26 protein-coding genes and 1 pseudogene are annotated in these 22,934 nt (G+C 32.6%); 1 reads left to right on the top strand and 26 read right to left on the bottom strand.

What is annotated here, in order from left to right:
- Positions 1-49: 49 nt before the first annotated feature.
- The 22 genes and pseudogenes from GJV85_RS09710 to GJV85_RS09605 form a co-directional block, all read right to left on the bottom strand.
- A complete protein-coding gene (locus GJV85_RS09710; protein ID WP_207561185.1) occupies positions 50-1,024 on the bottom strand; it encodes a hypothetical protein in 975 nt (324 codons plus the stop codon).
- 304 nt (positions 1,025-1,328) lie between these two features.
- Entirely contained in the window at positions 1,329-2,006 is a 678-nt protein-coding gene (locus GJV85_RS09705; RefSeq protein WP_207561184.1) for a hypothetical protein, read from the bottom strand.
- A gap of 9 nt (positions 2,007-2,015) precedes the next feature.
- Entirely contained in the window at positions 2,016-2,915 is a 900-nt protein-coding gene (locus tag GJV85_RS09700) for a glycosyltransferase family 2 protein (protein WP_207561183.1), read from the bottom strand.
- 2 nt (positions 2,916-2,917) lie between these two features.
- Positions 2,918-3,934, bottom strand: a complete 1,017-nt coding sequence (locus GJV85_RS09695) for a GDP-mannose 4,6-dehydratase (RefSeq protein WP_207561182.1) — start codon at positions 3,932-3,934, stop codon at positions 2,918-2,920.
- Positions 3,934-5,268, bottom strand: a complete 1,335-nt coding sequence (gene rfbH, locus GJV85_RS09690) for a lipopolysaccharide biosynthesis protein RfbH (protein ID WP_207561181.1) — start codon at positions 5,266-5,268, stop codon at positions 3,934-3,936. The genes GJV85_RS09695 and rfbH overlap by 1 nt, the downstream gene beginning before the upstream one ends.
- Positions 5,265-6,140 carry an NAD-dependent epimerase/dehydratase gene (locus GJV85_RS09685; RefSeq protein WP_207561180.1) on the bottom strand — a complete coding sequence of 292 codons (876 nt, stop codon included), beginning with the start codon at positions 6,138-6,140 and terminating at the stop codon, positions 5,265-5,267. Before GJV85_RS09685 ends, rfbH begins: the two co-directional genes overlap by 4 nt.
- A gap of 2 nt (positions 6,141-6,142) precedes the next feature.
- Positions 6,143-7,240, bottom strand: coding sequence for a CDP-glucose 4,6-dehydratase (gene rfbG / locus GJV85_RS09680; protein ID WP_207561179.1), 1,098 nt, complete (start codon positions 7,238-7,240; stop codon positions 6,143-6,145).
- Positions 7,240-8,013 (bottom strand): glucose-1-phosphate cytidylyltransferase, encoded by a 774-nt coding sequence (gene rfbF, locus GJV85_RS09675; RefSeq protein ID WP_207561178.1) that lies wholly within the window; start codon positions 8,011-8,013, stop codon positions 7,240-7,242. The genes rfbG and rfbF overlap by 1 nt, the downstream gene beginning before the upstream one ends.
- Positions 8,010-9,173: a DegT/DnrJ/EryC1/StrS family aminotransferase gene (locus GJV85_RS09670; protein ID WP_207561177.1), complete on the bottom strand. Its 1,164-nt coding sequence runs from the start codon at positions 9,171-9,173 to the stop codon at positions 8,010-8,012. Before GJV85_RS09670 ends, rfbF begins: the two co-directional genes overlap by 4 nt.
- On the bottom strand, positions 9,163-10,092 hold the full coding sequence (locus GJV85_RS09665) for a GDP-L-fucose synthase family protein (RefSeq protein WP_207561176.1): 930 nt from the start codon (positions 10,090-10,092) through the stop codon (positions 9,163-9,165). The genes GJV85_RS09670 and GJV85_RS09665 overlap by 11 nt, the downstream gene beginning before the upstream one ends.
- A 12-nt stretch (positions 10,093-10,104) precedes the next feature.
- Positions 10,105-11,226 carry a GDP-mannose 4,6-dehydratase gene (gene gmd / locus GJV85_RS09660; RefSeq protein WP_207561175.1) on the bottom strand — a complete coding sequence of 374 codons (1,122 nt, stop codon included), beginning with the start codon at positions 11,224-11,226 and terminating at the stop codon, positions 10,105-10,107.
- A gap of 3 nt (positions 11,227-11,229) precedes the next feature.
- Positions 11,230-11,676 (bottom strand): GDP-mannose mannosyl hydrolase, encoded by a 447-nt coding sequence (locus GJV85_RS09655; RefSeq protein WP_207561174.1) that lies wholly within the window; start codon positions 11,674-11,676, stop codon positions 11,230-11,232.
- Positions 11,673-13,052 carry a mannose-1-phosphate guanylyltransferase/mannose-6-phosphate isomerase gene (locus GJV85_RS09650; protein WP_207561173.1) on the bottom strand — a complete coding sequence of 460 codons (1,380 nt, stop codon included), beginning with the start codon at positions 13,050-13,052 and terminating at the stop codon, positions 11,673-11,675. Before GJV85_RS09650 ends, GJV85_RS09655 begins: the two co-directional genes overlap by 4 nt.
- Before the next feature lie 13 nt (positions 13,053-13,065).
- Positions 13,066-14,265: a nucleotide sugar dehydrogenase gene (locus GJV85_RS09645; RefSeq protein WP_207561172.1), complete on the bottom strand. Its 1,200-nt coding sequence runs from the start codon at positions 14,263-14,265 to the stop codon at positions 13,066-13,068.
- A complete protein-coding gene (locus tag GJV85_RS09640; protein WP_207561171.1) occupies positions 14,265-15,071 on the bottom strand; it encodes a KilA-N domain-containing protein in 807 nt (268 codons plus the stop codon). The genes GJV85_RS09645 and GJV85_RS09640 overlap by 1 nt, the downstream gene beginning before the upstream one ends.
- Positions 15,072-15,227 (bottom strand): annotated as a pseudogene (locus GJV85_RS09635) (UTP--glucose-1-phosphate uridylyltransferase); the annotation flags it as partial.
- Entirely contained in the window at positions 15,224-15,469 is a 246-nt protein-coding gene (locus tag GJV85_RS09630) for a hypothetical protein (protein ID WP_207561170.1), read from the bottom strand. The gene GJV85_RS09630 and the pseudogene GJV85_RS09635, both read right to left, overlap by 4 nt.
- Positions 15,470-15,790, bottom strand: a complete 321-nt coding sequence (locus GJV85_RS09625) for a MarR family EPS-associated transcriptional regulator (protein WP_207561169.1) — start codon at positions 15,788-15,790, stop codon at positions 15,470-15,472.
- 482 nt (positions 15,791-16,272) lie between these two features.
- Positions 16,273-17,406 carry a Fic family protein gene (locus GJV85_RS09620; protein WP_207561168.1) on the bottom strand — a complete coding sequence of 378 codons (1,134 nt, stop codon included), beginning with the start codon at positions 17,404-17,406 and terminating at the stop codon, positions 16,273-16,275.
- A 102-nt stretch (positions 17,407-17,508) separates the two neighbouring features.
- On the bottom strand, positions 17,509-17,982 hold the full coding sequence (locus tag GJV85_RS09615) for an ATP-binding protein (protein WP_207561167.1): 474 nt from the start codon (positions 17,980-17,982) through the stop codon (positions 17,509-17,511).
- Positions 17,979-18,281 carry a hypothetical protein gene (locus tag GJV85_RS09610; protein ID WP_207561166.1) on the bottom strand — a complete coding sequence of 101 codons (303 nt, stop codon included), beginning with the start codon at positions 18,279-18,281 and terminating at the stop codon, positions 17,979-17,981. Before GJV85_RS09610 ends, GJV85_RS09615 begins: the two co-directional genes overlap by 4 nt.
- 349 nt (positions 18,282-18,630) lie before the next feature.
- A complete protein-coding gene (locus GJV85_RS09605; protein ID WP_255550544.1) occupies positions 18,631-18,921 on the bottom strand; it encodes a GIY-YIG nuclease family protein in 291 nt (96 codons plus the stop codon).
- Between the two features lie 340 nt (positions 18,922-19,261).
- Here GJV85_RS09605 and GJV85_RS09600 point away from each other — a divergent pair, with 340 nt between their 5' ends.
- Positions 19,262-19,468: a hypothetical protein gene (locus GJV85_RS09600; RefSeq protein WP_207561164.1), complete on the top strand. Its 207-nt coding sequence runs from the start codon at positions 19,262-19,264 to the stop codon at positions 19,466-19,468.
- 680 nt (positions 19,469-20,148) lie between these two features.
- Here GJV85_RS09600 and GJV85_RS09595 read toward each other — a convergent pair.
- From GJV85_RS09595 to GJV85_RS09580, 4 genes are all read right to left on the bottom strand, one after another.
- Complete coding sequence (locus tag GJV85_RS09595) at positions 20,149-20,409, bottom strand: hypothetical protein (protein ID WP_207561163.1); 261 nt, start codon at positions 20,407-20,409, stop codon at positions 20,149-20,151.
- A 362-nt stretch (positions 20,410-20,771) separates the two neighbouring features.
- Entirely contained in the window at positions 20,772-21,407 is a 636-nt protein-coding gene (locus GJV85_RS09590; protein WP_207561162.1) for an OmpA family protein, read from the bottom strand.
- A 13-nt stretch (positions 21,408-21,420) separates the two neighbouring features.
- Entirely contained in the window at positions 21,421-21,963 is a 543-nt protein-coding gene (locus GJV85_RS09585) for a ComEA family DNA-binding protein (RefSeq protein WP_207561161.1), read from the bottom strand.
- Between the two features lie 146 nt (positions 21,964-22,109).
- Positions 22,110-22,931 (bottom strand): DNA ligase, encoded by an 822-nt coding sequence (locus GJV85_RS09580; protein WP_207561160.1) that lies wholly within the window; start codon positions 22,929-22,931, stop codon positions 22,110-22,112.
- Positions 22,932-22,934 lie beyond the last annotated feature (3 nt).

Genomic DNA, 22,934 nt, shown 5'->3' with positions numbered 1-22,934 from the left:
TTGGGCTAGAGCAAGTTCAAATATTTGGTTTATTAAAACATTAGCTAATCTAATAATAATCATATTTTAATCTCTTTTTTTTTAAAAACCTTAATGTAACCACAAGGCAAACAAATGGTATAGGATTTCCAACAGAGCCTATAATAAAAAAATATAATACAAAAAAAACAATAATATTACGACTCGTTTTGTTTATTTTAAAATAATTTATTAAATTTCTATACAAATATATACTTAGTATGCCAATCCCCACAATACCTGTGTCTAACATAAATGCAAAAAAATATGAAGTAGGTCGAATGCTAATCCAATTCCCACCCCCAAACCATTTAAAATATGAAATATTCATTGGATCTAAACCCGTTAAACCAAGTGCTACTATAGAGCTTTGTTCCCAATTACCTATACCACCACCAATAAGTTCCATAATCCCATAATTAAATGATGCTATTATTGATATTAATCGGAAGCCTGAAGCATTTAAAAGCATCTCGAATAATGAGTCTATACTATTTATCGTCAAAATATTAATCAGTAAGTCAAATGATCTACCTCCAAGTTCATCCATAAAAGGTAATGCTGTTAACACCAATGCAGCACCTAACAATATAAACTTTAATCTATAAAAAATAATTAAAAAAATAATTGAAAGAATAAGACCGACCCCAGATTTGATAATAAACATCATATATATAATCAAAAATAAGTCAGATAATAAATAAAATTTTTGATTTAAAAATATAGTTCTATATGCAATATAAATAAATAGAAACTCATAGGAAGCCCTTGATGGTTCAGAGGCTAACAAGGTTACACCTCTATTACCCATATATGCAAGTGATTCTGCACTTGCACGTGGAGCCAAAAACTTAAAAAAAGGATCTAAAAAATCAATTAAACTAAAATATTGAAATAATCCTAAAACTGTTAAAAAATAAAAGACTTTTGGCACTATAGGAAGTATTTTTTTAATAAAAGTATAATCAACATTTAATAAAAATGTAAATATTAGTAAAGTATTCATATATGCGCTAAAAGAACGAATAGATTCAAATAAACTCGTACCATCACTTAAATAGTATCCATACACTGTAGATAATAATAACAATATAATTATAGATATAAAAAATTTGTTTATTCTTTTGATATATATTAAAGTAAATAGTATTGCCCAAGGAAATATTTCTGCACTAATTAAAGAAAAAGTAACTGACGGAAAAAATATTAAATATGAAAATAATATAAATATGAATTTGTTAATAAATAATATCATTTTTTCAGAACTTAGAGATTCTAGAAAAATCTTTGAAGAATTAAATTTCATTATATTAATTAAAAATTAAATTAAACACAATTAATACTATAATAAGTATAGAAATAGCTATATATCTTGCAACATATAGCTGATCTGGTATTTTACTAAAACCATTTTTATGAATCTGCATGGACATTTTTGTATCATTAATCGCAATTAATAATATCGTTGACAAACCATTAACTACACCTGCAATGGCAAGACCTCTTGCAGAAAATTCAGGAAAAGCAAGTTGAATTAATAATGGTAGCATACCCCCTGTATATAATAATAAATATCCTGATACTTGAGTTATTGTAGGTGCAACTAAGCTTATATGTACATCACCTGTATTTGCATTATCATGGGTTTCAAAATTAAACTTATTCATAATCAAGTTAAATAGATAAAAAAGTGATTTTGGACCAATCTTTTGTACTATCATAATAGATAATAAGACCATAACTGTATATCCTAAAGCAAGAGACCCTCTAGATTCTAAATATAATTTTTCGTCAACAATCCAAGAAACAACTAGTAATTGTAAGAAAAAACCAAACCTTGCGAGAATACTTAAAGATTGTACAAAAGATGATGAGAGTAAGTTCTTTTTAGAAATCATACCAATTTTTTTAATGATTGAACCTACTGCTTCAGTACCCCATGTAATAAAAACACCCATATAAAATAAAATTAATATTATAATATCCATTTTTATTAGCTAGTAACCAAATTTTCGTAATACATAATAAAAACCAAATTTAGGTGAAAGTATGAATAACGAAATAAAGTTATAAAGCATTTTCAGTGACTTCCATTCATCCTGACTTGTAAAAATAAATGCTATATTTTTATACACCCTTCTAAATTTTCTAGCATCTTGTGTATCAAAATTTTCTTCGTGATATGATAGATAATCCGAAACAGCTTCCTTAGAAAAATGATGTGATTTAGAAGCCCATTCACTATGTAAAAAAGAAACTTTTTCTTCCTTATAAAGTGCTGCTATTGGAAGTCCTACAACATTTGTAAAGACATTTTTATGCTTAAATAAAGTAAAGTGAGGGTAAACATTTCTAGCATCTAAATGTGTTTCCCAGTCAATATTTGATGCTGTTAAAGATGATACCTTAAAGCCAACTGCACTTATCAAACCAAATGAAAAAATTTCAATATCATTCCAAGTGATTATTTTCTTTTTATTTCTCCTGAAGTTAAAATCTTTCCCTGCCTTATTTATATAGTTAAAATATAAAACCGATTCTATTTCCTTTGAATAAAGTACATCATCAGATTTAATTTTTTCTAATAATTGTACAAGTCCTGATTCAAATATAATATCTTCATCTGATAATATTATAACAATTTTATCTAGATCACAATATTCTGTGATTATTTTTTTAAAAGAACCCTTTAAACCAATATTTATTGAATTAATAATTATATTTAATCTTGGATATATGGATTTTATTTCTTCACCTGTATTATCTGTAGAGCAATTATCAATAACGACAATATCAACATTATATCTTTCACATATATCCATATTCACGGGTAATGTTTTCATGATTGTATCTATCCTATTATAAGTAGGAATCACAAATAAAATTTCTGGTATCATACTTATCCCTTAATCCATTCAATCATTTTGCATATACCTTCTTCTTTACTCACTTTAGGTTCCCATCCAATCAATTCTTTAGCTTTTGATAAGTCTGCCACAAATACTCTTTGGTCTGATTCTCTTACTGGAAGTTCTTTATATTCCATCTTTATACTTAGTTCTTTTTCTAAAAAGCTAAATAGTTCAAGAAGAGATGAAGAGTTGTCTATTCCACCACCTACATTAAAAGCTTGACCTTTAATACTGTCTATTTTAGTTGAGGCTTTCAGATATAGAGTAACCATATCTTCAGCATGAGCTATGTCTCTTACTTGCTTCCCATTTCCAGAGATAGTAAAAGGCTCTTTTTGATTTCCATTTTTGATATTGATGGCTTGTTGTGTAAACCAACCTATCCATCCTTGGTCATAAGTAGCGAACTGTCTTCCCCCAAACATGGACGAGTGTCTAAACACTACGGTTTTTAGTCCATAGATTCTTGCAAAGTCTAGCATGTATTGATCTGCACTTCCTTTGGAAGTTCCATATGGTGAGTGAAAATCAAGATTGACACTCTCATCAAATCCATTCGGTTTTTCTATACATTTGTATCTTGTAGCTGTTTCTTCATAAGTAAATTGTTCTAAATCACCATATACTTTGTTTGTAGATGAGTAAATTACTGCACTCTCTGGACTATAAAGTCTTACTGCGTTTAATAGGTTAAAACTTCCACCTACATTTACTTCCATATCCATTCTAGGATCAGCTATAGAGGTAGTCATTGCAACTTGCCCAGCCAAATGATAGATAACATCTGGTTTATGAGTTTTAATAGTTCGCTCTACATCGTTTGTATTTCTAATGTCACCATGAATAAATTCAAATGTACCTTGAGTTTTTAGCCATTCAAGGTTTTGATAAGAACCATGTCTATAAAGACTGTCAAAGACTATAAGTTCATCGCCCTGCTTAAGTATTTCACTAGCTATATTTGAGCCTAAAAAACCGCATCCACCTGTTATTAAATATTTCATTAGTTAGCCTTTAAAAATTCTTTAATTTTTTTAACCATATAGTCAATAGCATCATCACCCATACCAGGGTAAAGACCTATCCAGAAACTATCATTCATTATTTTATCAGTATTTTCAAGTTCACTAACAGCTCTATAGTCTTCATTCTCAGTCATACTATCAAATAGAGGATGTCTGAGTACATTTCCAGCAAATAAGTTTCTTGTTTGAATATTATTTTCTTCTAAGAACATAGACATATCGTTTCTTGAAAACTTCATACCTTCATTTACGGTAATTAAAAATCCAAACCAGCTAGGATCAGAGTTTGGAGTCGCTTTTTGAATAGAGATATATTTTTCAAGTCCTTCTAATCCATTTAGAAGTCTTTTATGGTTATCTTTTCTTTTTTGAACAAACGATGGAAACTTTTCAAGTTGTGCAACACCAACTGCTGCCTGCATATCTGACACTTTTAGATTAAATCCAAAGTGAGAGTAAACATACTTATGGTCATACCCTTTTGGAAGTGTTCCTAAACTTTTAGAGAACCTAGCTCCACATGTATTGTCTACACCACTTTCACACCAGCAGTCTCTCCCCCAGTCTCTCATACTAAGCATGATTTTTTGTAAAAGAGGATTGTCAGTGTAAGTAGCTCCACCTTCACCCATTGTCATATGGTGAGGAGGGTAAAAACTACTTGTTCCTATGTCGCCCCAAGTTCCCGTCGGCTTTCCATCATATATACTTCCAAGAGCATCACAGTTGTCTTCTATGAGCCAAAGATTGTGTTTATCGCAGAACTCTTTTATCGATTTAATGTCGAATGGATTTCCTAGAGTATGTGCAATCATAATAGCTTTTGTTTTTGGTGAGAGTGCTTTTTCTAACTGAGTAACATCCATATTTATATGTGTCATTTCCATATCTACAAATACTGGAACCGCACCATACTGAACTATAGGAGCAATTGTTGTTGGGAAACATGCGGCAACGGTTATAACTTCATCACCGCGTTTTACTTGTCTCTCTTTTAGAAGTGGAGAGGTTAGAGCATAAAATGCTAAAAGATTTGCAGAACTTCCAGAGTTTACTAAAAAAGACCATCTTACATTTAAAAACTTAGCTAAATCTTTTTCAAACTTTTTAGAATAATCTCCATAAGTAAGCCAAAAGTCTAACGAGCTATCAACAAGGTATTGCATTTCAGTTTCATCAAATACACGACCAGCATAGTTCACTCTGCTTTCGCCATCTACAAATTTTTTATCTTGTTGTGGTTTATGAACTAGTTCATAGTACTCTTTTGTTTTATTGAGTATCTCTTCTTTTAATTGTTCTTGTTTAGTCATTTGACTTCTCCGTTTATTATTTTTTTTATTCCATTTTCCATTGAAACTACTGATTCCCATCCAAGTTTTTCTAGTTTTGAAATGTCAGCTTGTATATTCATATTTTCATTAGCTCTATATTCTACAGCTCCAAAATTTAAAAGTGTTTCTACAGTTTGTTTCTTTGATAACTCTTTATAAATAAGTTCTATAAACTTTTTAACTTCTATAGAATCACCATTACCTAACTCAAACTCTTCGTAGTTTGATAACTTTTCTATATTCTGAACTATAATTTCATATGCATTTACAATGTCAGTTATATAAATAAAGTCTCTTTTTTGAGTACCACTTGTTAAGTCTATCTTTTGAATATTTTGTTTTAGTTGGTTAATTAACCAATATATAAATTTATTCTCATCGTCTTGTAAACCATACATATGTTCAATCTTTATATTAATCATCTTTGTAGACTTATCTGATAAAAACTTCATCCAATCCACTAGTTGAGCTTTTGATAAGGCGTATGCGTTTATATCTCTTTCTAATAGTGTGTCAGTATTTATAAAAGCTTTAACATTGTTTGACACAGATTCTTCTAATAGTTTTAATCCAAATATTAAGTTTGTATCAAGAATTGAAGATATTTTACTGTCACTTCTTCCATAGTTTGTAACTGTATTTATTACTATATCTATTTTATGATTTTCAAAGATGTTTTTTAATGCTATTTTATCTATATCGCAAATAGTGCATTCATTTAACTTATTGTCCATCCTATAAGTATCAGAAGTTGATCTTTTAAGCGCTATGACTTTATGTCCCATTCGGATAAATGATTTTAATAAATAGCTTCCTAAAAAACCTGTTGAGCCAGATATCAAGATAGTCATTATTATTGAGCCCACTTAATGTTATTTAATTTTGCATCATTCACATAAGACTCTAAATCTTTTTTTGTTGATATTTTTTTATTGTCTTCATAATATGATTTATACCATTTTACTGTTTTTTCAAAAGTTGTATCGCTATTCCATACGTCTTTCCATTTTAGAAGTATATGCGCTTTTGAACAATCTAGCTTAAGTAAATTTGCTTCATGAAGTTGATGTGGGTCTCTATTTATTTCATAATCAATCTTATCCCAATGGAGTTTAACATTTTTTACAACTTCTTCAACGTTAATGCTTCCCTCATCTGATGGTCCAAAGTTCCAAGCTTCGCCAAATTCTACTTTTTCTTCTAATAGTTTTTGACCAATGTGTAAATATCCGCTTAGTGGTTCAAGTACGTGTTGCCAAGGTCTTGTAGCATATGGGTTTCGTATACTTACTTTTTTATCTTGTGAAACAGAAAGCATAATGTCCGTGATAAGTCTGTCTTGCGCCCAGTCTCCACCACCTATAACATTTCCTGCTCTACAAGATGCAATGAGAGTATTATGAGTTTTTTTGTAATCATTCGTATTGAAATAAGAATTTCTATATGAATTAGCTAATAAGTCTGCACAACCTTTAGATGAGCTATATGGATCGTATCCACCCATTGGATCATTTTCTCTATAACCCCATATCCATTCTTTATTTTCGTATGCTTTGTCGCTTGTGATATTTACTATTGCTTTTACTTTAGCAGTTCTACATGCTTCAAATACCTTGAGCGTTCCCATCACGTTTGTTTCATATGTTTCTATTGGGTTTTCATACGAGAGCCTTACCAAAGGCTGAGCCGCTAGATGAAATACAATATCCGGTTGATGTTTTGTAAAAGTTTCATTTAGTTTGTCTAAATCTCTTATGTCACCTACAATGGAAATAATGTCTAAATCTAAAAGTTCTATATGATTTGGACTTGTTGGTGCTTCAAGAGAGTAACCAACAATATTGGCTCCCATTTGCTTTAACCAATATACAAGCCATGAACCTTTAAAACCAGTATGACCTGTAACTAAAACAGTTTTATCTTTGTAAATTCCAGAGAAAAGGTTTTGCATTACCAAACTTTCCAAGGTGCTTGTTTATTATCCCATAATTTATTTAAATCATTTTTATCTTTTAGTGAGTCCATTGGTTTCCAAAAACCTTCATGCTTGAATGTAAATATTTCACCATCTTTTGCTAGGTTCTGAAGAGGTGACTGTTCAAACACAGTACTATCTCCTTCTAGAATGTAATCAAATACTTTAGGTTCACATACAAAGTAACCAGCGTTTATCCAACCACCATCGCCTTTTGGTTTTTCCAAAAAGTTTGTAACTTGGTTATCTTCAGTAATATTTAATGCTCCAAATCTACCGTCAGGTTGAGCTGAAGTCATTGTCATAGATTTACCATGTGATTTATGAAACTCTACTAACTCTTTTATATTTATATCGCTTACACCATCGCCATAAGTCAGCATAAAAGGTTCATCACCAATAAAGTCTTGAGCACGCTTAACTCTTCCACCTGTCATAGTGTCTATTCCTGTGTCAAGAAGTGTTACTTTCCAAGGTTCACTAGAGTTATTTAAAACTTCCATCTTTCCATTTGTCATGTCAATGGTCACATCGCTTTGATGAAGAAAATAGTTTGCAAAATACTCTTTTATAAAGTAACTTTTATATCCAAGAAGAATCACAAAATCATTAAAGCCATATTTTGAATATGTCTTCATGATATGCCAAAGTATTGGTTTACCGCCTATTTCCACCATTGGTTTAGGCCTTACATCAGTCTCTTCACTAAGTCTAGTTCCAAATCCACCTGCTAATAGTAATACTTTCATGATAACACCTCTCCTAAAAATTTAATCTCTTTCTCTAAACAAACCTGAGAGTTCCCTACAAACAAACCATTATCATGTAGATAATCTGCATTTTTTAATTCTTGATGTATCTCATAGTCAAAAAACTTCATTACTTCATTTCTTGTGAAGTTTCCTGTAACTATAGGTCTACAATCAATGTTGTTTTCTTGTAGTTTTTTAATCACATCTGTTCTTTTTAATTTTGAAGTGGGTTTTATGATAAGTGAAAATCCAAACCATGAGCTATTGTCTATATCTTTTTGGATTATAAAATCAGGATGGTTGTCAAAAAGTTCTACAAATAGCTTTGCATTTTCTCTTCTTTGTTTCAAAAAACTTGGTAGCTTTTTAAGTTGTTCTACTCCTATTGCTCCACTCATCTCCACAGGACGTACATTATATCCTGGAAGCACAAATCTAAAAGACTCAGTAAACCAGTCATCGTTTTTATTTGAAACTCTGTTTTCTTTAGGAAGATTCCTTGTCCATCCATGTGCTCTCATCGAAAGAAGAATATGATATAACTCTTCATCGTCTGTCGTTACAAATCCACCCTCCATAGTCGCCATGTGATGAGAAAAGAATGTTGAAAATGTTCCCATTACTCCAAATGTTCCAGCTTGCTTACCTTTATACTCTGCTCCCATAGATTCACAGTTATCTTCTAGTATAAAAATATCTTTATCTACTATGAGTTTATTGATTGCATCAAAGTCATTTGGATTACCAAGTAAATTTACTACCATTATCATTTTTGTATCAGATGATATTGCAGATGCGAATGCTGCTAAGTCATAGTTTAGAGTTTCTAAATCAATATCTACAAACTTAAGTTTTAGTCCATACTGCTGAAGTGGGAAGTAAGTCGTAGACCAAGACACAGCTGGAACTATTACTTCATCACCACGTTTGAGCATAGGATTCTTTGTATAAAAGAGCGCAGCTGTAGCTATCAGGTTAGCAGTAGAGCCTGAACTCACCATAACACAATGTTTTTTATTTAAAAATTTCGCAAAATCTTCTTCAAACTGTTTTACACTATCACCCATTGTAAAAATATCTTTATCTATTACAGACTGAATTGCATCTAGTTCTTTATCATCCCATGTAGATGTTGCTAGTGGATAACTACTTGTCATTTATTACCTCTTCTAAATAATATTTATATATTTTTTCAATCCCATCTTCTAAAGATGTCTTATATTTCCAACCAAACTCTTTAAGCTTAGTGTCATCTATAAGTTTTTGTTTCATACCTATTGGTTTAGTTAGGTCATGTATAAACTCACCCTTAAAACCTATTACTTCTGCTATTGCCTTATAATACTCATTGATTGTATAGTCGTGACCTAAGCCAACATTTATATTCTGTGGCATTTGAGCAAAATTTTCAAGGGCATAGTAGATAAAATCTGCTAAATCCTCAGCATACATAAACTCTCTTCTAGCTTCTCCACTTCCCCAAATGTCACTATCAACATTTGCTACTTTAGCTTCATGTATTTTTTTAATTACTGCTGGAAGCATGTGAGAATGTTTTGGATCAAACTTATCATACTTACCATATAGGTTACATGGTATTACTGTTTTGTATTCATAAGTACTATCTTCTCTATTGATATATTCACAGAGTCTTGTTGAAGTAATTTTTGCAATGGCATAACCTTCATTTGTTGGTTCAAGTTCGCCTTTTAAAATAAGCTCTTCACCCAAAGGATTAACAGCTTCTCTAGGATACATGCATGAACTACTCATATTTATAAACTGCTTTATACCTGATTGATATGAGCCCATAACAATATTGAGACCCATTTGTGTATTATCTACTAAAAACTTTACAGGTTGTGCCATATTGGCCTGTATCCCACCAACAATACCTGCACAATGGATTACAATATCTGGTTTATTCATTTGTAAATACTTATCTACTGAAGCTCTATCTAAAAGATTAAGCTCAGAGCTTGTTGGTGTCAGCAGGGTATAGTTTTTTGATTTTTCAAATTCAACTATATTTCTTCCAACCATTCCATTCGAACCAGTTATCAATATTTTTCGCATACTATTCTAATCCTACTCGTAATAACTCATAGTCTTATATCCACCCTCTTGAAGGTAAACATCTTTTGTCATGAGTTTCAAGTCAGACTTCATCATATCAAATACTAACTCTTCTAAGTTGTATTCTCTGTTCCAGCCTAGTTTTTGCTCTGCTTTACTTGGGTCACCTAAGAGTAAGTCAACTTCTGTAGGTCTGAAGTATCTTGGGTCTACTGCTACTACTTCTTTGCCTATCTCTACTTGGTACTCAGGGTTTGAACAACTTACTACATAAGCTTTCTCATCTACACCTTTGCCTTTAAATTCTAGCTCTATACCTGCATATTTAAACGCCATTTTTACAAAATCTCTAACAGTTGTAGTTTGTCCTGTTGCTATTACCCAGTCTTCTGGCTCATCTGCTTGAAGTATCATCCACATCATTCTTACATAGTCTTTTGCATGTCCCCAATCGCGTTTAGCATCTAGGTTTCCAAGGTAGAGTTTATCTTGAAGTCCTAAAGCTATCTTAGAAGCGGCACGAGTAATCTTTCTTGTTACAAATGTCTCTCCACGAACAGGAGACTCATGGTTAAAAAGGATACCGTTACATGCAAACATTCCATAAGCTTCTCTATAGTTTACTGTTATCCAGTATGCATACATCTTTGCTACTGCATAAGGGCTTCTTGGATAAAAAGGAGTAGTTTCACTTTGTGGAGTCTCTTGAACTTTTCCGTAGAGCTCACTTGTAGATGCTTGATAGATTCTAGTTTTGTTTGTCAGGCCTAGAAGTTTTACAGCTTCAAGTATTCTAAGTGTCCCTGTTCCATCTGCATTTGCTACATACTCTGGCGTTTCAAAGCTAACTGCTACATGACTCATTGCTGCAAGATTATATATCTCGTCAGGTTGAGTCTCTTGGATAATACGAGTAAGGTTCATAGAGTCTGTCATATCTCCAAAGTGAAGATGCAGGTTAACATTGTTTTCATGCACATCTTGGTATAAATGGTCAATTCTATCGGTGTTAAAGAGTGAACTTCTTCTTTTTACACCATGAACGATATAACCTTTTTTTAGTAAAAATTCTGCTAAGTATGAACCATCTTGTCCTGTTATCCCTGTTATAAGTGCTACTTTTTTATCTGCCATTTTCTAATTTCCTTCTTTAAAATAATTTTTTACATATTTATGAACTTCATCACTCTGAAGTAACTCATTTAGTTCAAACCATCTGTAGTCAGTATGCTGCTCTTTTGGAAGAGTTTTTGGCTCTTGTGTAAGTTCTAGCATATAGCCTAAGTTAACATAGTGAGTCGATACATCTTCAAAGATGCTATCTTCGTAGAAGTGTTCAAACACTCCTATAAATTTTGGCTCTTGTTGTAGCTCTATACCTAATTCCACTTCTGCCAAACGTTTCATCGCTATCTGTAAAGTTTCGTTTTTTCTTATTATGCCACCAGTAGTAAAATAATACCCAAGAGCAGGTTTGTTTTTTCTTTTACCTAGAAGGATATTATCTTGATACTTAACTATGAAATCCAAAGAGACTAAAGGAGTATGCTCTACTACTGTCTTGAACTCTCTATCTGGAATCATGGCGTTTCTCTTTGATAATCATCATCTATTCGGACGATGTCATCTTCCCCAGTATACTCACCCACTTGTGCTTCGATAAGAACAACGGGTATTTTTCCCTCATTTGAGAGACGATGAAGTTCACCCATCTTTATATATGTAGACTCGTTTGGTCTAATGAGTTTTGTCTCATCTCCCACAGTTACTGTTGCTGTTCCACTCACTACTATCCAGTGTTCGTTTCTATGGAAGTGTTTTTGAAGGCTTAGGCGTTTACCTGGTTTTACAACTATTCGTTTTATCTTATAGCCTGGAGTACTTTCTAAAATTGTGTAAGTTCCCCATGGTCTATGACCTGTTAGGTGAATGTTATGAAGTTCTGTAGTTTTTCTTACCTCTTTAACTATCTCTTTTACTTTTTGGGATGAGCCTTTTTTACTTATGAGTAGAGCATCACCAGTATCTACGATAATAAGGTCTTCTATATCTACTGTAGCTATCTTTCTCTGTTTACCATAGATGAGATTGTTTTTTGAGTCAATAGATATATGGTTTTCGTTTATGGTATTTCCATTTTCATCTTGTGGGAGTTCTTCATAAAGAGAGTCAAAGCTTCCTACATCACTCCACTCTATGTTGGATGGAACAACTTTTACTTTTGAAGATTTTTCCATTACTGCATAGTCTATACTATCTTCAGGGATAGCTATCATATCTTCGTGTTTGATTCTGGTGAGAGTAGTTTCATCTTTAGCACTATTAAGTGCTTTTAGAGATGCTTCATATATCTCAGGTGAGTATTTTTGAAGTTCATCTAAAAATACTCCTGCTTTAAAACAGAACATGCCACTGTTCCAGTAATAGTTACTTGCATCAAGATAGCTTTGTGCTGTTTGTTTGTCTGGTTTTTCATGAAAGGCTCTAACTGAGTTTTCTTCTCCAGACTCAATATAACCAAATCCAGTCTCAGCAAATGATGGTGTAATACCAAAAGTCACTAAGTTGTTTTCACCTGCTAATGCTTGTGCTTTTTTTAAGACTTTTGCATACTCTTCTTCGTCTTTTATAAGGTGGTCTGATGGAGTTACTAAAACTATCTCATCTTTATCAAGTGCCATACATGCCAATGCAATTGCTGGAGCCGTGTTTCTTCCTACTGGTTCTAGAAGGTATCTGTTGTTATCTTTATGTAACTCTTCTAGTTGGTCTAGTGCTAAGAAGTACTGTTCAGAGTTAGAGACTATAAACTGAGAGTCACATACTTTAGAGTTTCGCTCTACTGTAAGTTGGAAGAGTGACTTTGAGTCAAATAACTTTACGAACTGCTTCGGCATAAGTGTTCTACTGATAGGCCAAAGTCTTGTTCCGCTACCACCGCATAGGATTATATTTGTCATCTACATTAATTCCTTAACTATCCGAGTTAAATATATCACGAGTATATACTTTGTCTTTTACATCGTCTAAAATCTCTTCTAGTCTGTTGGCAACTATGACATCACTTAGCTTTTTAAATTCTATTATATTTTTTATAACTCTGGAGTTAAAAAACTCTTCTTCTTGCATTACTGGCTCATATATAACTACTTCTATACCTTTAGCTTTTATGCGTTTCATTATTCCTTGAATAGCTGAGCTTCTGAAGTTATCGCTTCCTGACTTCATAGTGAGTCTGTAGATGCCTACAGTCTTATGAGATGAGTGAGGGTTTGTTAAAGACTTGTTTAACATCTTTATGATGCTATCCGCTATAAAGTCTTTTCTCGTTGAGTTGGAATTTACTATGGCTTCTATCATATTTGATGGTACGTCTTTATAGTTAGCTAGAAGTTGCTTAGTATCTTTAGGTAAACAGTAACCACCATAGCCAAAGCTTGGATTGTTATAGTGAGTTCCTATGCGAGGATCGAGTCCTATACCCTCTATGATCTCTCTTGAGTTTAGTCCATGAGTTTCTGCATATGAGTCTAGCTCATTAAAGTAAGAGACTCTCATAGCTAAGTAAGTGTTTGCAAAAAGTTTTATCGCTTCTGCTTCAGTTGAGTCTGTAAAGAGAATGTCGATGTTCTCTTTTTTTGCACCACCTGCCAAAAGATTTGCAAATGTTGTAGCTCTTTCACTTTTTTCACCAACTATGATTCTTGATGGATAAAGATTATCATAAAGTGCTTTGCCTTCTCTTAGAAACTCTGGAGAGAAGATGATGTTAGTAGTGTTAAACTTTTCATTTAGTACTTTAGTATAACCTACTGGTATAGTAGACTTTATAACCATAGTGGCGTTTGGGTTAATGGCTAGTACATCTGCTATAACATATTCTATACTTTTAGTATTGAAGTAGTTAGTCTCTGAGTCATAGTCAGTTGGAGTAGCTATGATGATGAAGTCTGCATTAGTATAGGCTTCTTCTTTGTCAAGTGTAGCTTTGAAGTTTAGGTCGTCTCTTAAAAGGTACTCTTCTATCTCTTTATCTTCTATGGGAGATTGTTTTTTGTTTAGCATTACTACTTTTTCAGGGATGATGTCAAGGGCTATGACTTCATTGTTTTGAGAAAGAAGGATTCCGTTTGAGAGTCCTACGTAGCCTGTTCCCGCTATTGCTATTTTCATTATTTATTCTCCAGTTTTTGCATGTTACTATCATCTAAGAGTATACTCATCTGTTTAATGGCTACTTCATTTAACTTTTGTACTCTTTGTTCTTGAGTTATGTTTTCATTTATAAAATGCGTGTTTAAAGATTCCAAGTTAGCTAAACATACTAGCTGGTACATACCTGCTTGGTCTCTGATGTTGCCTTTTAGGTCTGGATTTGATTCATTCCACTGTTTTGCAGTCATTCCAAATAGCACTACGTTTAGTATGTCAGCTTCGTTTGCGTAAACAAAGTTGATTTGAGATTTCTGTAACTGCTTAGGTATTAAGTTCTCTTTTATAGCATCTGTGTGGATTCTATAGTTTATCTTTGTTAGGTTTCTTTTGATGTCCCAGCCAAATTTCTTTTGTTCATCATCTTTTAGTCTTTGGAACTCTTTTATAAGATATATTTTAAACTCAGCACTGATCCACATTCCAAATTCAAATGCTATATCTTTATGAGCATATGTACCGCCATACCTTCCAGCTTTAGCTATCAAACCAATCGCATTTGTTTTTGATGTCCACTCTTTTACACTAACTTTGTAGCTATTTAAACCAGACTGTGACACAATTGTGGCATATTCGCCATAATTAAAACTTGGATTGTGGATTTTTTCCCATATGCCCAAATACTCTATAGTATTCCTATTTCTAAGCCAATCAGATATGAAGAACTCTCCATCTTTAGATTTAAGCATATCTGTTAAAGATATAAAATCTTCATCATTCACTTTTACGATAGTGATGTCCTGATCTAAAACTTTTATCTTAGCCATTTATAAGTTTATCTTCTTATAAAAATAGTTAGTAGCTTCAACGAACCCATCAATGCTACCACAGTAAAAACCTTGTTTAGCTAAAGTAAGTAGCACATCCGTTATCTGAATCTCTCCACCTTTTCCTGGTGGCGTATTTTCTATGATATTTATCATGACTTGCTTCCTCTTGTGCTTAATAGATAAACAGCATTTTTCTCATTATTTTCTTTGTTAACATAGAAACCATCCCACCATTTATCACTGCTATTTTTTTCAATCCCAATCAATTCTACATTTATGATTGCATCTAAGCCATCTTCATAACCATCTGTCACCAAGGGCACATCCTGTGGCAAATCAGAAAGTTTTTTAATTAGTTCTTTAACAGTTAGATTACTATGAGAAGTCTTACTCATTTAACTTGCCCCCCCCCATTTAACTTTATCAGCTTCGAGTTCACTTTGAAGCTCTTCATACTCAGCTTTTTTTCTCACTATAAACTTTTTTGTAAGAGTCATCTTCTCTTTTATACCCTCATCGGTTAGAAGGTAAGTATACTTTCTCTTGTTTTGAGAGTTTAAAAACACATCCGCTTTTACAAAACCTTTGTCTACAAGAGCTTTTAAAACATAGTTGACTTTTCCAACGCTAAAGCCTATCTCGCTAGCCAAAGACTTTTGAGAATGCATCTCTTCAACATTCTTAAGTATAGTAAGCTCTAGCTCTTCGTGGTTCAAATCTTGTTTCCTGATGTTATTAAATATTTGTAATGGAATAATACTCTATTCAAACTTTGAATTTGCTTCAATCGTTTAAGTTTCGAAGAAAAAATAGCGATTTTTATTTTTGTTTTACTTGGGATTTTTGAGACAATATCCCTATTTTCAGGGGTTTAAGGTTTATTGCCACTGCGAGCAAAGCACGGCAGTCCAAACCCTCCGTCACTGCGAGGCTTTAGCTGTGGCAGTCTAGTATACTGTTCTATGCAAAGTAGATTGCTTCGTTCCTCGCAATCACGGGCTTTGTGTCACTTCAAGTCCGTGACAATGACGAAAGGCCGTCACTGAAGAATCTAGTTCAAATGATGATTTTAAAAGTAAATTTATTTTATGAAAATATTTACTGCGATTCAGAACTTACCAGATGGAGACGTTAAAAGATTAGCTGGTAAAGATGTTAATTCAAAATGGTTGTAATTTTTTCATTCATTGCAATTTTTTCATTCATACAGAAGGTCATATTTAATATTTCTTCCTTGTGTGCCTTCAATTTGATATAAGCATCCATATTTTAGAAGCTCTTGCATATCTCTTTTTGCAGTTGCTAATGAAGTTTTTGTTATTGCTACATATTTTTTAGTTGTTAGAGAACCTTGAAACTCACCTGCATTATATTCTAATAATTTACTAAGTACTTTTATTTGGCGTTGATTAAGAGTAACATGTCTTACCTTATCCCAAAATTTTGTTTTACTCATAACTTTATCTATAGAATTTAGTGTTTCTTGAAGTGAATCATTAAATCTATCTAAATACCAAGCTATCCAAGATGTGCAATCTAGGCTTGGATTATCTGTAAGGTTTTGAGACATTTCTAACTTTTCATAATAATTTTTACGATCACTCGCAATAGCTGTAGAAATAGAAAAATATTTATATTCTAATCCAAAACTTTGAGATACTATATAATCACTTATGATTCTTGCTATTCTACCATTACCATCATCATAAGGGTGGATAGTTACAAACCATAAATGAGCTACTGCACTTTTGATATACATATCGTCTTTAGAGTTATTTATATATTCTATAAAGGACTTAATGTCCTCACTAATTCTTCCATGGGGCAACCCTACATAATGTACCTTCTCTTTGCCTATCGGTCCAGAGACAATTTGCATATCGTCATAGTCTCGAAATTCTCCAAGTTTGACTTTGTTAAAATTACTTGGTGTATGAGATAAAAGTGCAATATGCCATTTATGTAAACGCTCTAACTCAAGAGGTGCTGCATTTAAAAGTGTATCCATAAGTATATCAGCAAGTGCATCGGTGTGATCAGTTGACTTATCATGTACTGTATCAAATGGTGAATCTAATTTTTTTCTTATTGATGACCTTACACTCTCTCTTGAGAGCTTCTCTCCTTCAATCGCAGAAGTTGATACTATTTCATTAGTATAGAGATCTACTTTTATAGTGTTCTGAGAATCTGTATCAAGTAAACTGATAAGAGCCTTTACTTGACCAATATTTTGAGCTATTTGTGTAACTTTAGGAAGAAGTTTATGAATGTTATAGTGAAACTTTGGATAGTCCTGATGTAGCCAAATCCACTGTTGTTTATTTTTCATTTATACCTCATGAGCTGATTAATTTAATAATCGTATCATTATATGAGCTATTTGTCAAACTAATTAGCTCATGCAGATCTATATATGCAGCTATTATGTTTTCTAGTATAAAAAGCCAAAAAACCAAAGTGGAATCTTGTTACCATAACCTATTTCAAGATCATCACAGGCAAGGTAACTATTAGGAATATCTTTTATTTGAGTAAACCCCTTATTTCGTCCACCAACTTCAAATAAGAAATTATTGTCTATCAAGAAATCTCCTTTTTTTGGATAAGTTACATTGTGAACTTCTGCTACAGCATTTAGGAAAAATGTTTCTCGGAGTGTCCCAATATTACTTTCTGCAATACCTAGTAAATTGGTATTATCTAGATAAATTTTTTCTGGTTTTTCTAATTGCTGGAGCCCTTTTGAAGATGACTTCATTAAAAGTTTTATGATTCCGGCATCTTCAAGTTTTATAAAATACTCTTTAAGTGTTCTTCCATCACCAATTTCTAGAGTAGTTTTTAGTTTTTCAATTACAGGCACAAAAGGAACTGAGTGCATTATAATTTTCAAAAGTAAATTCATTTTTTTATACTATTGCCATCCAAGCTAGGGTAAACGGACAGTAAGTCGTAAGAGATTGATATATGTATATTTTGTTTTAAAGTATCAATAAATACATCGTCATCATCAATATCTAATGAATATGGATAATAACCAACTTTTAAATATCTTTTAAACAAGGGGATAACTCTTACATCTAGTTTTTCAAGCTTAGCCGTTATATCAAAAATAATATCTTCATGACTTTTTAATATATCTTCGAGTTTAATGATTGGAAGTTCTATATCTAACATAAGTTCTAAATACTCTCTAAAACTCATTCCATGCATTTTTAAAATATGTGCGCGCCTACTTAAATCGTGACTTCCTTTAGTCGGTATTAGATAAGTTACTATATCCTATTTATAGGTAGTCAAATACCTACTTTATAAATTCTAATAATTTTAACTATTCTATTGAGGGTAAAAAAGATTTCAAAAACCTCTAACTATCACTTTGGAAAATATCACGAGTATATACTTTATCTATAACATCAGCTAGAGTTTCCTCTAATGTACCGTTCTGCACAGAGTAGATTACTTCGTCCCTCGCAATGATGGGTTTGTGAGATTGCTTCGTCCCTCGCAATGACACAACCCTCCGTCACTGCGAGGCTTTAGCCGTGGCAGTCTAGGTTATACTCCCATACAAATCATCCCAAGACTCATTTACAGAAACTATTAGCTCTACCTTCTTCTTCTTCCTTGAACCTGCTTTTAACTGCTTCTCTTGTTTTATAGCTTCACTAATATCGTCATATACTTCAAAATATACTAGCTGTTTTAAGTTGTATTTTTTTGTAAAACCATCTACTAATCCGTTTTTATGTTCATAAACTCGTCTTACAAGGTTACTAGTTACACCTACATAGAGTGTTCCATCTTTTTTGTTTGTCATTATATAGACATAGCCTTGCTTCATTTTAAACTCGTGTAATGATTTTTTGTAAGGTATTGTATCAAATTAATATGATTAGATTGCTTCGTTCCTCGCAATGACGGACTTGTGAGATTGCTTCGTTCCTCGCAATGACGGGTTTGTGTCACTAGCAATGACGGGCTTGCATCACCGACAATAACGGGCTTGTGTCACTAGCAATAATGGGATGCCGTCACTACGAGCGATAACAACCCTTTGTCACTGCGAGCGAAGCGCGGCAGTCTAATGAGTTTATTAAAACATATCATCCTATGCAAACTCTCAGAGATCATTGATACTCTCTATGCTTTTAGGTTTACTACTAAAGTAAAAGGATGTGATGATGTTAGAATTAGGCATATCACAAGTGCAAAATCAATTTACGAAGTTATTAAACCAAACGGTACTCATAGTAGATAAAAAATCTCATATTAAAAAAGCTGTTATCTCGAAAAAAGATTTAAGTGAAGGTGCATTTAATAAATTTACAGGAATTTTAAACAGTGATTTTAAAACTGATGACGAGAAGTACAATAGGATGGTACTTTGAAGATATTTGTCGATACGAATATCTTCCTTGATCTGATATAGAAGAAAACATTCAATATCTTTGTTCTCTAGAAAATGAATGTGAGCTCATCATTACGAATAATAAAGGATTTTATAAAGGCGAAGTAAAAGTCTTAAATAGCCACGATTTTGTTAATTTATATCTGACTCAATCAGGGATAAGTAAGCGGTAATTGAAAACTTGGATTTATTACATCTATCATATTTGATGGTACGACTTTATAGTTAGTCAGCAGTCATTATGTAGCACAAAGCAATCTACTTTGTAACTAGACTGCCACGGCTAAAGCCTCGCAGTGACGGTATCTCGTTATTATCAGTGACACAAACCCGTCATCGCTTGCAGTGACGCCATCCCGTTATTGTCAGTGATATAAACCCGTCATTGCGAGGGACGAAGCAATCTACTTCTTACACTTCGAAACACTTAAGTTCGTCAATGGCTTTAAAGCAATTGCCTTTTCTAAAGGAGAGGGAGGGGGGGGGGTAAATTGCTTCATCATGGATAATCAGTACCTGTCTGTTGGTAATAAGTGCAAAAAATAAATATTTTGAAGATCAAAGTAGAGTAATTGAAAATATTGAGGTACTCAATATTCAAGAGTTTTTAATAGTATAAGTTTTGGTGGACCTTGGAAGAGTTGAACCTCCCTCTCGTAACTAACTCACAGTTATGTCGTAGTTTCCCCTCTTGAGTAATCGCAATTCTGCTGACAATTTTTTTGTTGCATCATCCAAAAGTAAATGTATAGATGTGTACCGTTTAAGTTTACCTAAAAGTTTTATAAGTTTATCGTAAATGTGTACTGAAGTAGGATTATTGTTAACAGCAAGTAATAAAATCTCAATTGCATCTTCTGCACTAAGATTTTTACTTAGCTCACTTAAAATATGAACTTTTTTTGTTTTATGAAATCTCATGTTGCTATTAAAAATGATTCTAGATTCAATATTTCTACTATAAGGTAGGTGATCTTTGCAAAATTCTGTATGGTGCAAAACTGCAGTTCTTTTGTTAACTATAATCTTACCACTAATAACATCATAGCATGACTTATACACATTTTTTTGTTATAATTAATTTAAATTTGATAAATATTTATAATGAAAATCATAATAATTTTACTCTTAGGAATGAGTCAATTTTTTTGCAGTAGATATAAATAATGGAACTAAAAAAGAGCTTAATACTCTCAAAGGCATTGGTAAGAAAAAGCAGAGGATATTGTTGTCTATGGGCAAATACATTGCTTTAAGGATGTAGATTAGATTGTTAAAGTAGGCTATTTTAATATCTCATAAACCTTATCTTCACTTTTCATCTGGATGCTAAACTCAACACGTCTGGCTTTATCATTCTTTTTTAACTTAGAAAACGCCATTCCATTCGCTCTGAAATGTTTTTCTAGCCAAGTTCTATTTTCTTTTATAGTTTCATCTTCTAAAGAGTAACAGTAGGAGAGAACTTCATAGGCGCGGCTTTGTGAAAGTTGCATATTTTTAAGATATATCTCTTTTTCAGATAGGATATTTCCCCACTTATCAGATGTGTGTCCCTCTACTCTTAGTTCTTTTATCTCATCTTTATACTCTTTTGAAGTTAAAACTTTTACATATCTTACGAAAAACTCTTCCAAAATGGTTTTAAAGTCATTTTTGATATTACTTTTACTTACTTCAAACAGAACTTCTGGAGAATTGAATGTGATGCTGTTTTCTTGTGTGATAGTAGCACCCCAAGCTTCCAGATCATTTTCAAACTCAGAGTAAAGAGCTTCATTTAGATTTGCTTTTGTGTCTCTGTATGAGATGGCTATATCTTTCATTCCTTGCTTTTCTTTTTCAACCTCTATCATAAAACTTATAGCTATGAACAAAAAAACTAGCATGAGTCCTGACATCATGTCAGATATACTCATCCATTCGCTATTACTAGTTTTCAGAGTTAGCCTTTAGCTTTTGAGTGATAGAGAGTATTGTTGACACTCCCATACCAACTATAGAGGTGAAAAATGCTGTTTTTAGCCCAACTAGAATTTCATTGACACTATTCACTATATCAGTAGGATTAAAACCTTGCAGACCTATAAATATACCAACAAATGTACCTAGTACGCCAATGCTTACGATTTGACTCTTAAAGTCTTTACCTGTTTTTATATCAAGTAGTGCAAGTATAAAAATAAATATGACAAAGATGATATTTACAGGGTCTAGCAGAACATCTTTTATGGCTGAACTTGAAGTGTTCTCTTTATCTTTAACTATTGCACAAATGCCAAGAGTTATATTAGATCTATTGCTAGCGATTAACTTCTTGCTAATACCTTCAATATTTCCAAGTTCATCTAAACTTTTAAAGCAAGTATTTAGTTCCCTGTAGTTTATAATTTTTTGAGATTTTGCTTTTCCTATACCATTTAATTGTAAAAGCTCAGCAGCTGTAGCATTGTTTAAATCTACAAGAGCAAACAAGTGAGAGATAGTTAAGAAAAATAGTGTTATATATTTTAAGATATGATGTCCTTAGAGACTTTGCTTTAGTGCTTTTTAATTATTAAAATTGTACAAAGAATGTGCTTGTCATTTTCTGAAGGAGAAACTTGATTTTTAAGATTAGTTTACTCATGGGAGTCAGTCGAAGTAGTTAATTCTCTTACTCTCATAAACACGGGAAATCTAGGATTTCCTTTTGAAGTCAAACCATAATATTTAAAAGTTATAAGTGTTCCAATTTTTGGAGGATTTACTCGCTCTTTTTCACTCAATCCACTTCCTATCTTAATAACTCTTTTATCTTTTAGTCTGCAAGAGAGAGAACCGACCATATCTTGAAACTTTCCATTGCCTCTGTTGTATCCAACAACAATACATTCATCATCAATGTAGCTTTTTACTTTAGAAGCATTTTTCCCTCGTCCAGTGAAGTAGGGGAGTGATCCATCCCGTATGACTACTCCTTCTCCTCCGAGTCTTTCTATTTTGTGTAAAAATTCTTTTAGATGTTCTTTGTTTTGTATTTTTATCTGTAGTATTAATTTTACATAGTTGCTTTGTATAACTTTGGAAAGTCTTGTTGTTAAATTTCCATCACTTTGTGGAACTTCGAAAATATTATAAGTGATATTGTCCCATCCTGGGTGAGGTGACTTTTGATTTACAATGGAAACTATAGCCTCAAAATCGCCCCTTTTACTCCAGAGTTCACCATCAAGGTTGTGCTTTGGAAAATCTTTTGTAAAAAAGTCGGGAGTAGCAAACAGTTTGCCACTCCTCGAAATAAGTTTATTCCCATCCCAATAAGCTCTCACACCATCTAGCTTCTCACTCATATACCAACCATTGATATTTTGTTCCTCTTCATAGTTACTCAAGAGCAATAAATCAGGTTTTTGAGCAAATAAAAGGGTAGAAAAGAGTAAAGTTAAAATAAGTGATTTCATCTA

Source organism: Sulfurimonas aquatica (assembly GCF_017357825.1).
Taxonomy (GTDB): domain Bacteria; phylum Campylobacterota; class Campylobacteria; order Campylobacterales; family Sulfurimonadaceae; genus Sulfurimonas; species Sulfurimonas aquatica.
The sequence above is the reverse complement of the archived record's forward strand: the minus strand, read 5'-3'. Positions and strand labels throughout refer to the sequence as shown.

What these genes read in the sequence shown, in the direction of transcription:
- GJV85_RS09710 (WP_207561185.1), bottom strand. Translation starts at nt 1,024, where the DNA reads ATGAATACTTTACTAATATTTACATTTTTATTAAATGTTGATTATACT.
- GJV85_RS09705 (WP_207561184.1), bottom strand. Translation starts at nt 2,006, where the DNA reads ATGGATATTATAATATTAATTTTATTTTATATGGGTGTTTTTATTACA.
- GJV85_RS09700 (WP_207561183.1), bottom strand. Translation starts at nt 2,915, where the DNA reads ATGATACCAGAAATTTTATTTGTGATTCCTACTTATAATAGGATAGAT.
- GJV85_RS09695 (WP_207561182.1), bottom strand. Translation starts at nt 3,934, where the DNA reads ATGAAATATTTAATAACAGGTGGATGCGGTTTTTTAGGCTCAAATATA.
- rfbH (WP_207561181.1), bottom strand. Translation starts at nt 5,268, where the DNA reads ATGACTAAACAAGAACAATTAAAAGAAGAGATACTCAATAAAACAAAA.
- GJV85_RS09685 (WP_207561180.1), bottom strand. Translation starts at nt 6,140, where the DNA reads ATGACTATCTTGATATCTGGCTCAACAGGTTTTTTAGGAAGCTATTTA.
- rfbG (WP_207561179.1), bottom strand. Translation starts at nt 7,240, where the DNA reads ATGCAAAACCTTTTCTCTGGAATTTACAAAGATAAAACTGTTTTAGTT.
- rfbF (WP_207561178.1), bottom strand. Translation starts at nt 8,013, where the DNA reads ATGAAAGTATTACTATTAGCAGGTGGATTTGGAACTAGACTTAGTGAA.
- GJV85_RS09670 (WP_207561177.1), bottom strand. Translation starts at nt 9,173, where the DNA reads ATGACAAGTAGTTATCCACTAGCAACATCTACATGGGATGATAAAGAA.
- GJV85_RS09665 (WP_207561176.1), bottom strand. Translation starts at nt 10,092, where the DNA reads ATGCGAAAAATATTGATAACTGGTTCGAATGGAATGGTTGGAAGAAAT.
- gmd (WP_207561175.1), bottom strand. Translation starts at nt 11,226, where the DNA reads ATGGCAGATAAAAAAGTAGCACTTATAACAGGGATAACAGGACAAGAT.
- GJV85_RS09655 (WP_207561174.1), bottom strand. Translation starts at nt 11,676, where the DNA reads ATGATTCCAGATAGAGAGTTCAAGACAGTAGTAGAGCATACTCCTTTA.
- GJV85_RS09650 (WP_207561173.1), bottom strand. Translation starts at nt 13,052, where the DNA reads ATGACAAATATAATCCTATGCGGTGGTAGCGGAACAAGACTTTGGCCT.
- GJV85_RS09645 (WP_207561172.1), bottom strand. Translation starts at nt 14,265, where the DNA reads ATGAAAATAGCAATAGCGGGAACAGGCTACGTAGGACTCTCAAACGGA.
- GJV85_RS09640 (WP_207561171.1), bottom strand. Translation starts at nt 15,071, where the DNA reads ATGGCTAAGATAAAAGTTTTAGATCAGGACATCACTATCGTAAAAGTG.
- GJV85_RS09630 (WP_207561170.1), bottom strand. Translation starts at nt 15,469, where the DNA reads ATGAGTAAGACTTCTCATAGTAATCTAACTGTTAAAGAACTAATTAAA.
- GJV85_RS09620 (WP_207561168.1), bottom strand. Translation starts at nt 17,406, where the DNA reads ATGAAAAATAAACAACAGTGGATTTGGCTACATCAGGACTATCCAAAG.
- GJV85_RS09615 (WP_207561167.1), bottom strand. Translation starts at nt 17,982, where the DNA reads ATGAATTTACTTTTGAAAATTATAATGCACTCAGTTCCTTTTGTGCCT.
- GJV85_RS09610 (WP_207561166.1), bottom strand. Translation starts at nt 18,281, where the DNA reads ATGAGTTTTAGAGAGTATTTAGAACTTATGTTAGATATAGAACTTCCA.
- GJV85_RS09605 (WP_255550544.1), bottom strand. Translation starts at nt 18,921, where the DNA reads ATGAAGCAAGGCTATGTCTATATAATGACAAACAAAAAAGATGGAACA.
- GJV85_RS09600 (WP_207561164.1), top strand. Translation starts at nt 19,262, where the DNA reads ATGTTAGAATTAGGCATATCACAAGTGCAAAATCAATTTACGAAGTTA.
- GJV85_RS09595 (WP_207561163.1), bottom strand. Translation starts at nt 20,409, where the DNA reads ATGAGATTTCATAAAACAAAAAAAGTTCATATTTTAAGTGAGCTAAGT.
- GJV85_RS09590 (WP_207561162.1), bottom strand. Translation starts at nt 21,407, where the DNA reads ATGAGTATATCTGACATGATGTCAGGACTCATGCTAGTTTTTTTGTTC.
- GJV85_RS09580 (WP_207561160.1), bottom strand. Translation starts at nt 22,931, where the DNA reads ATGAAATCACTTATTTTAACTTTACTCTTTTCTACCCTTTTATTTGCT.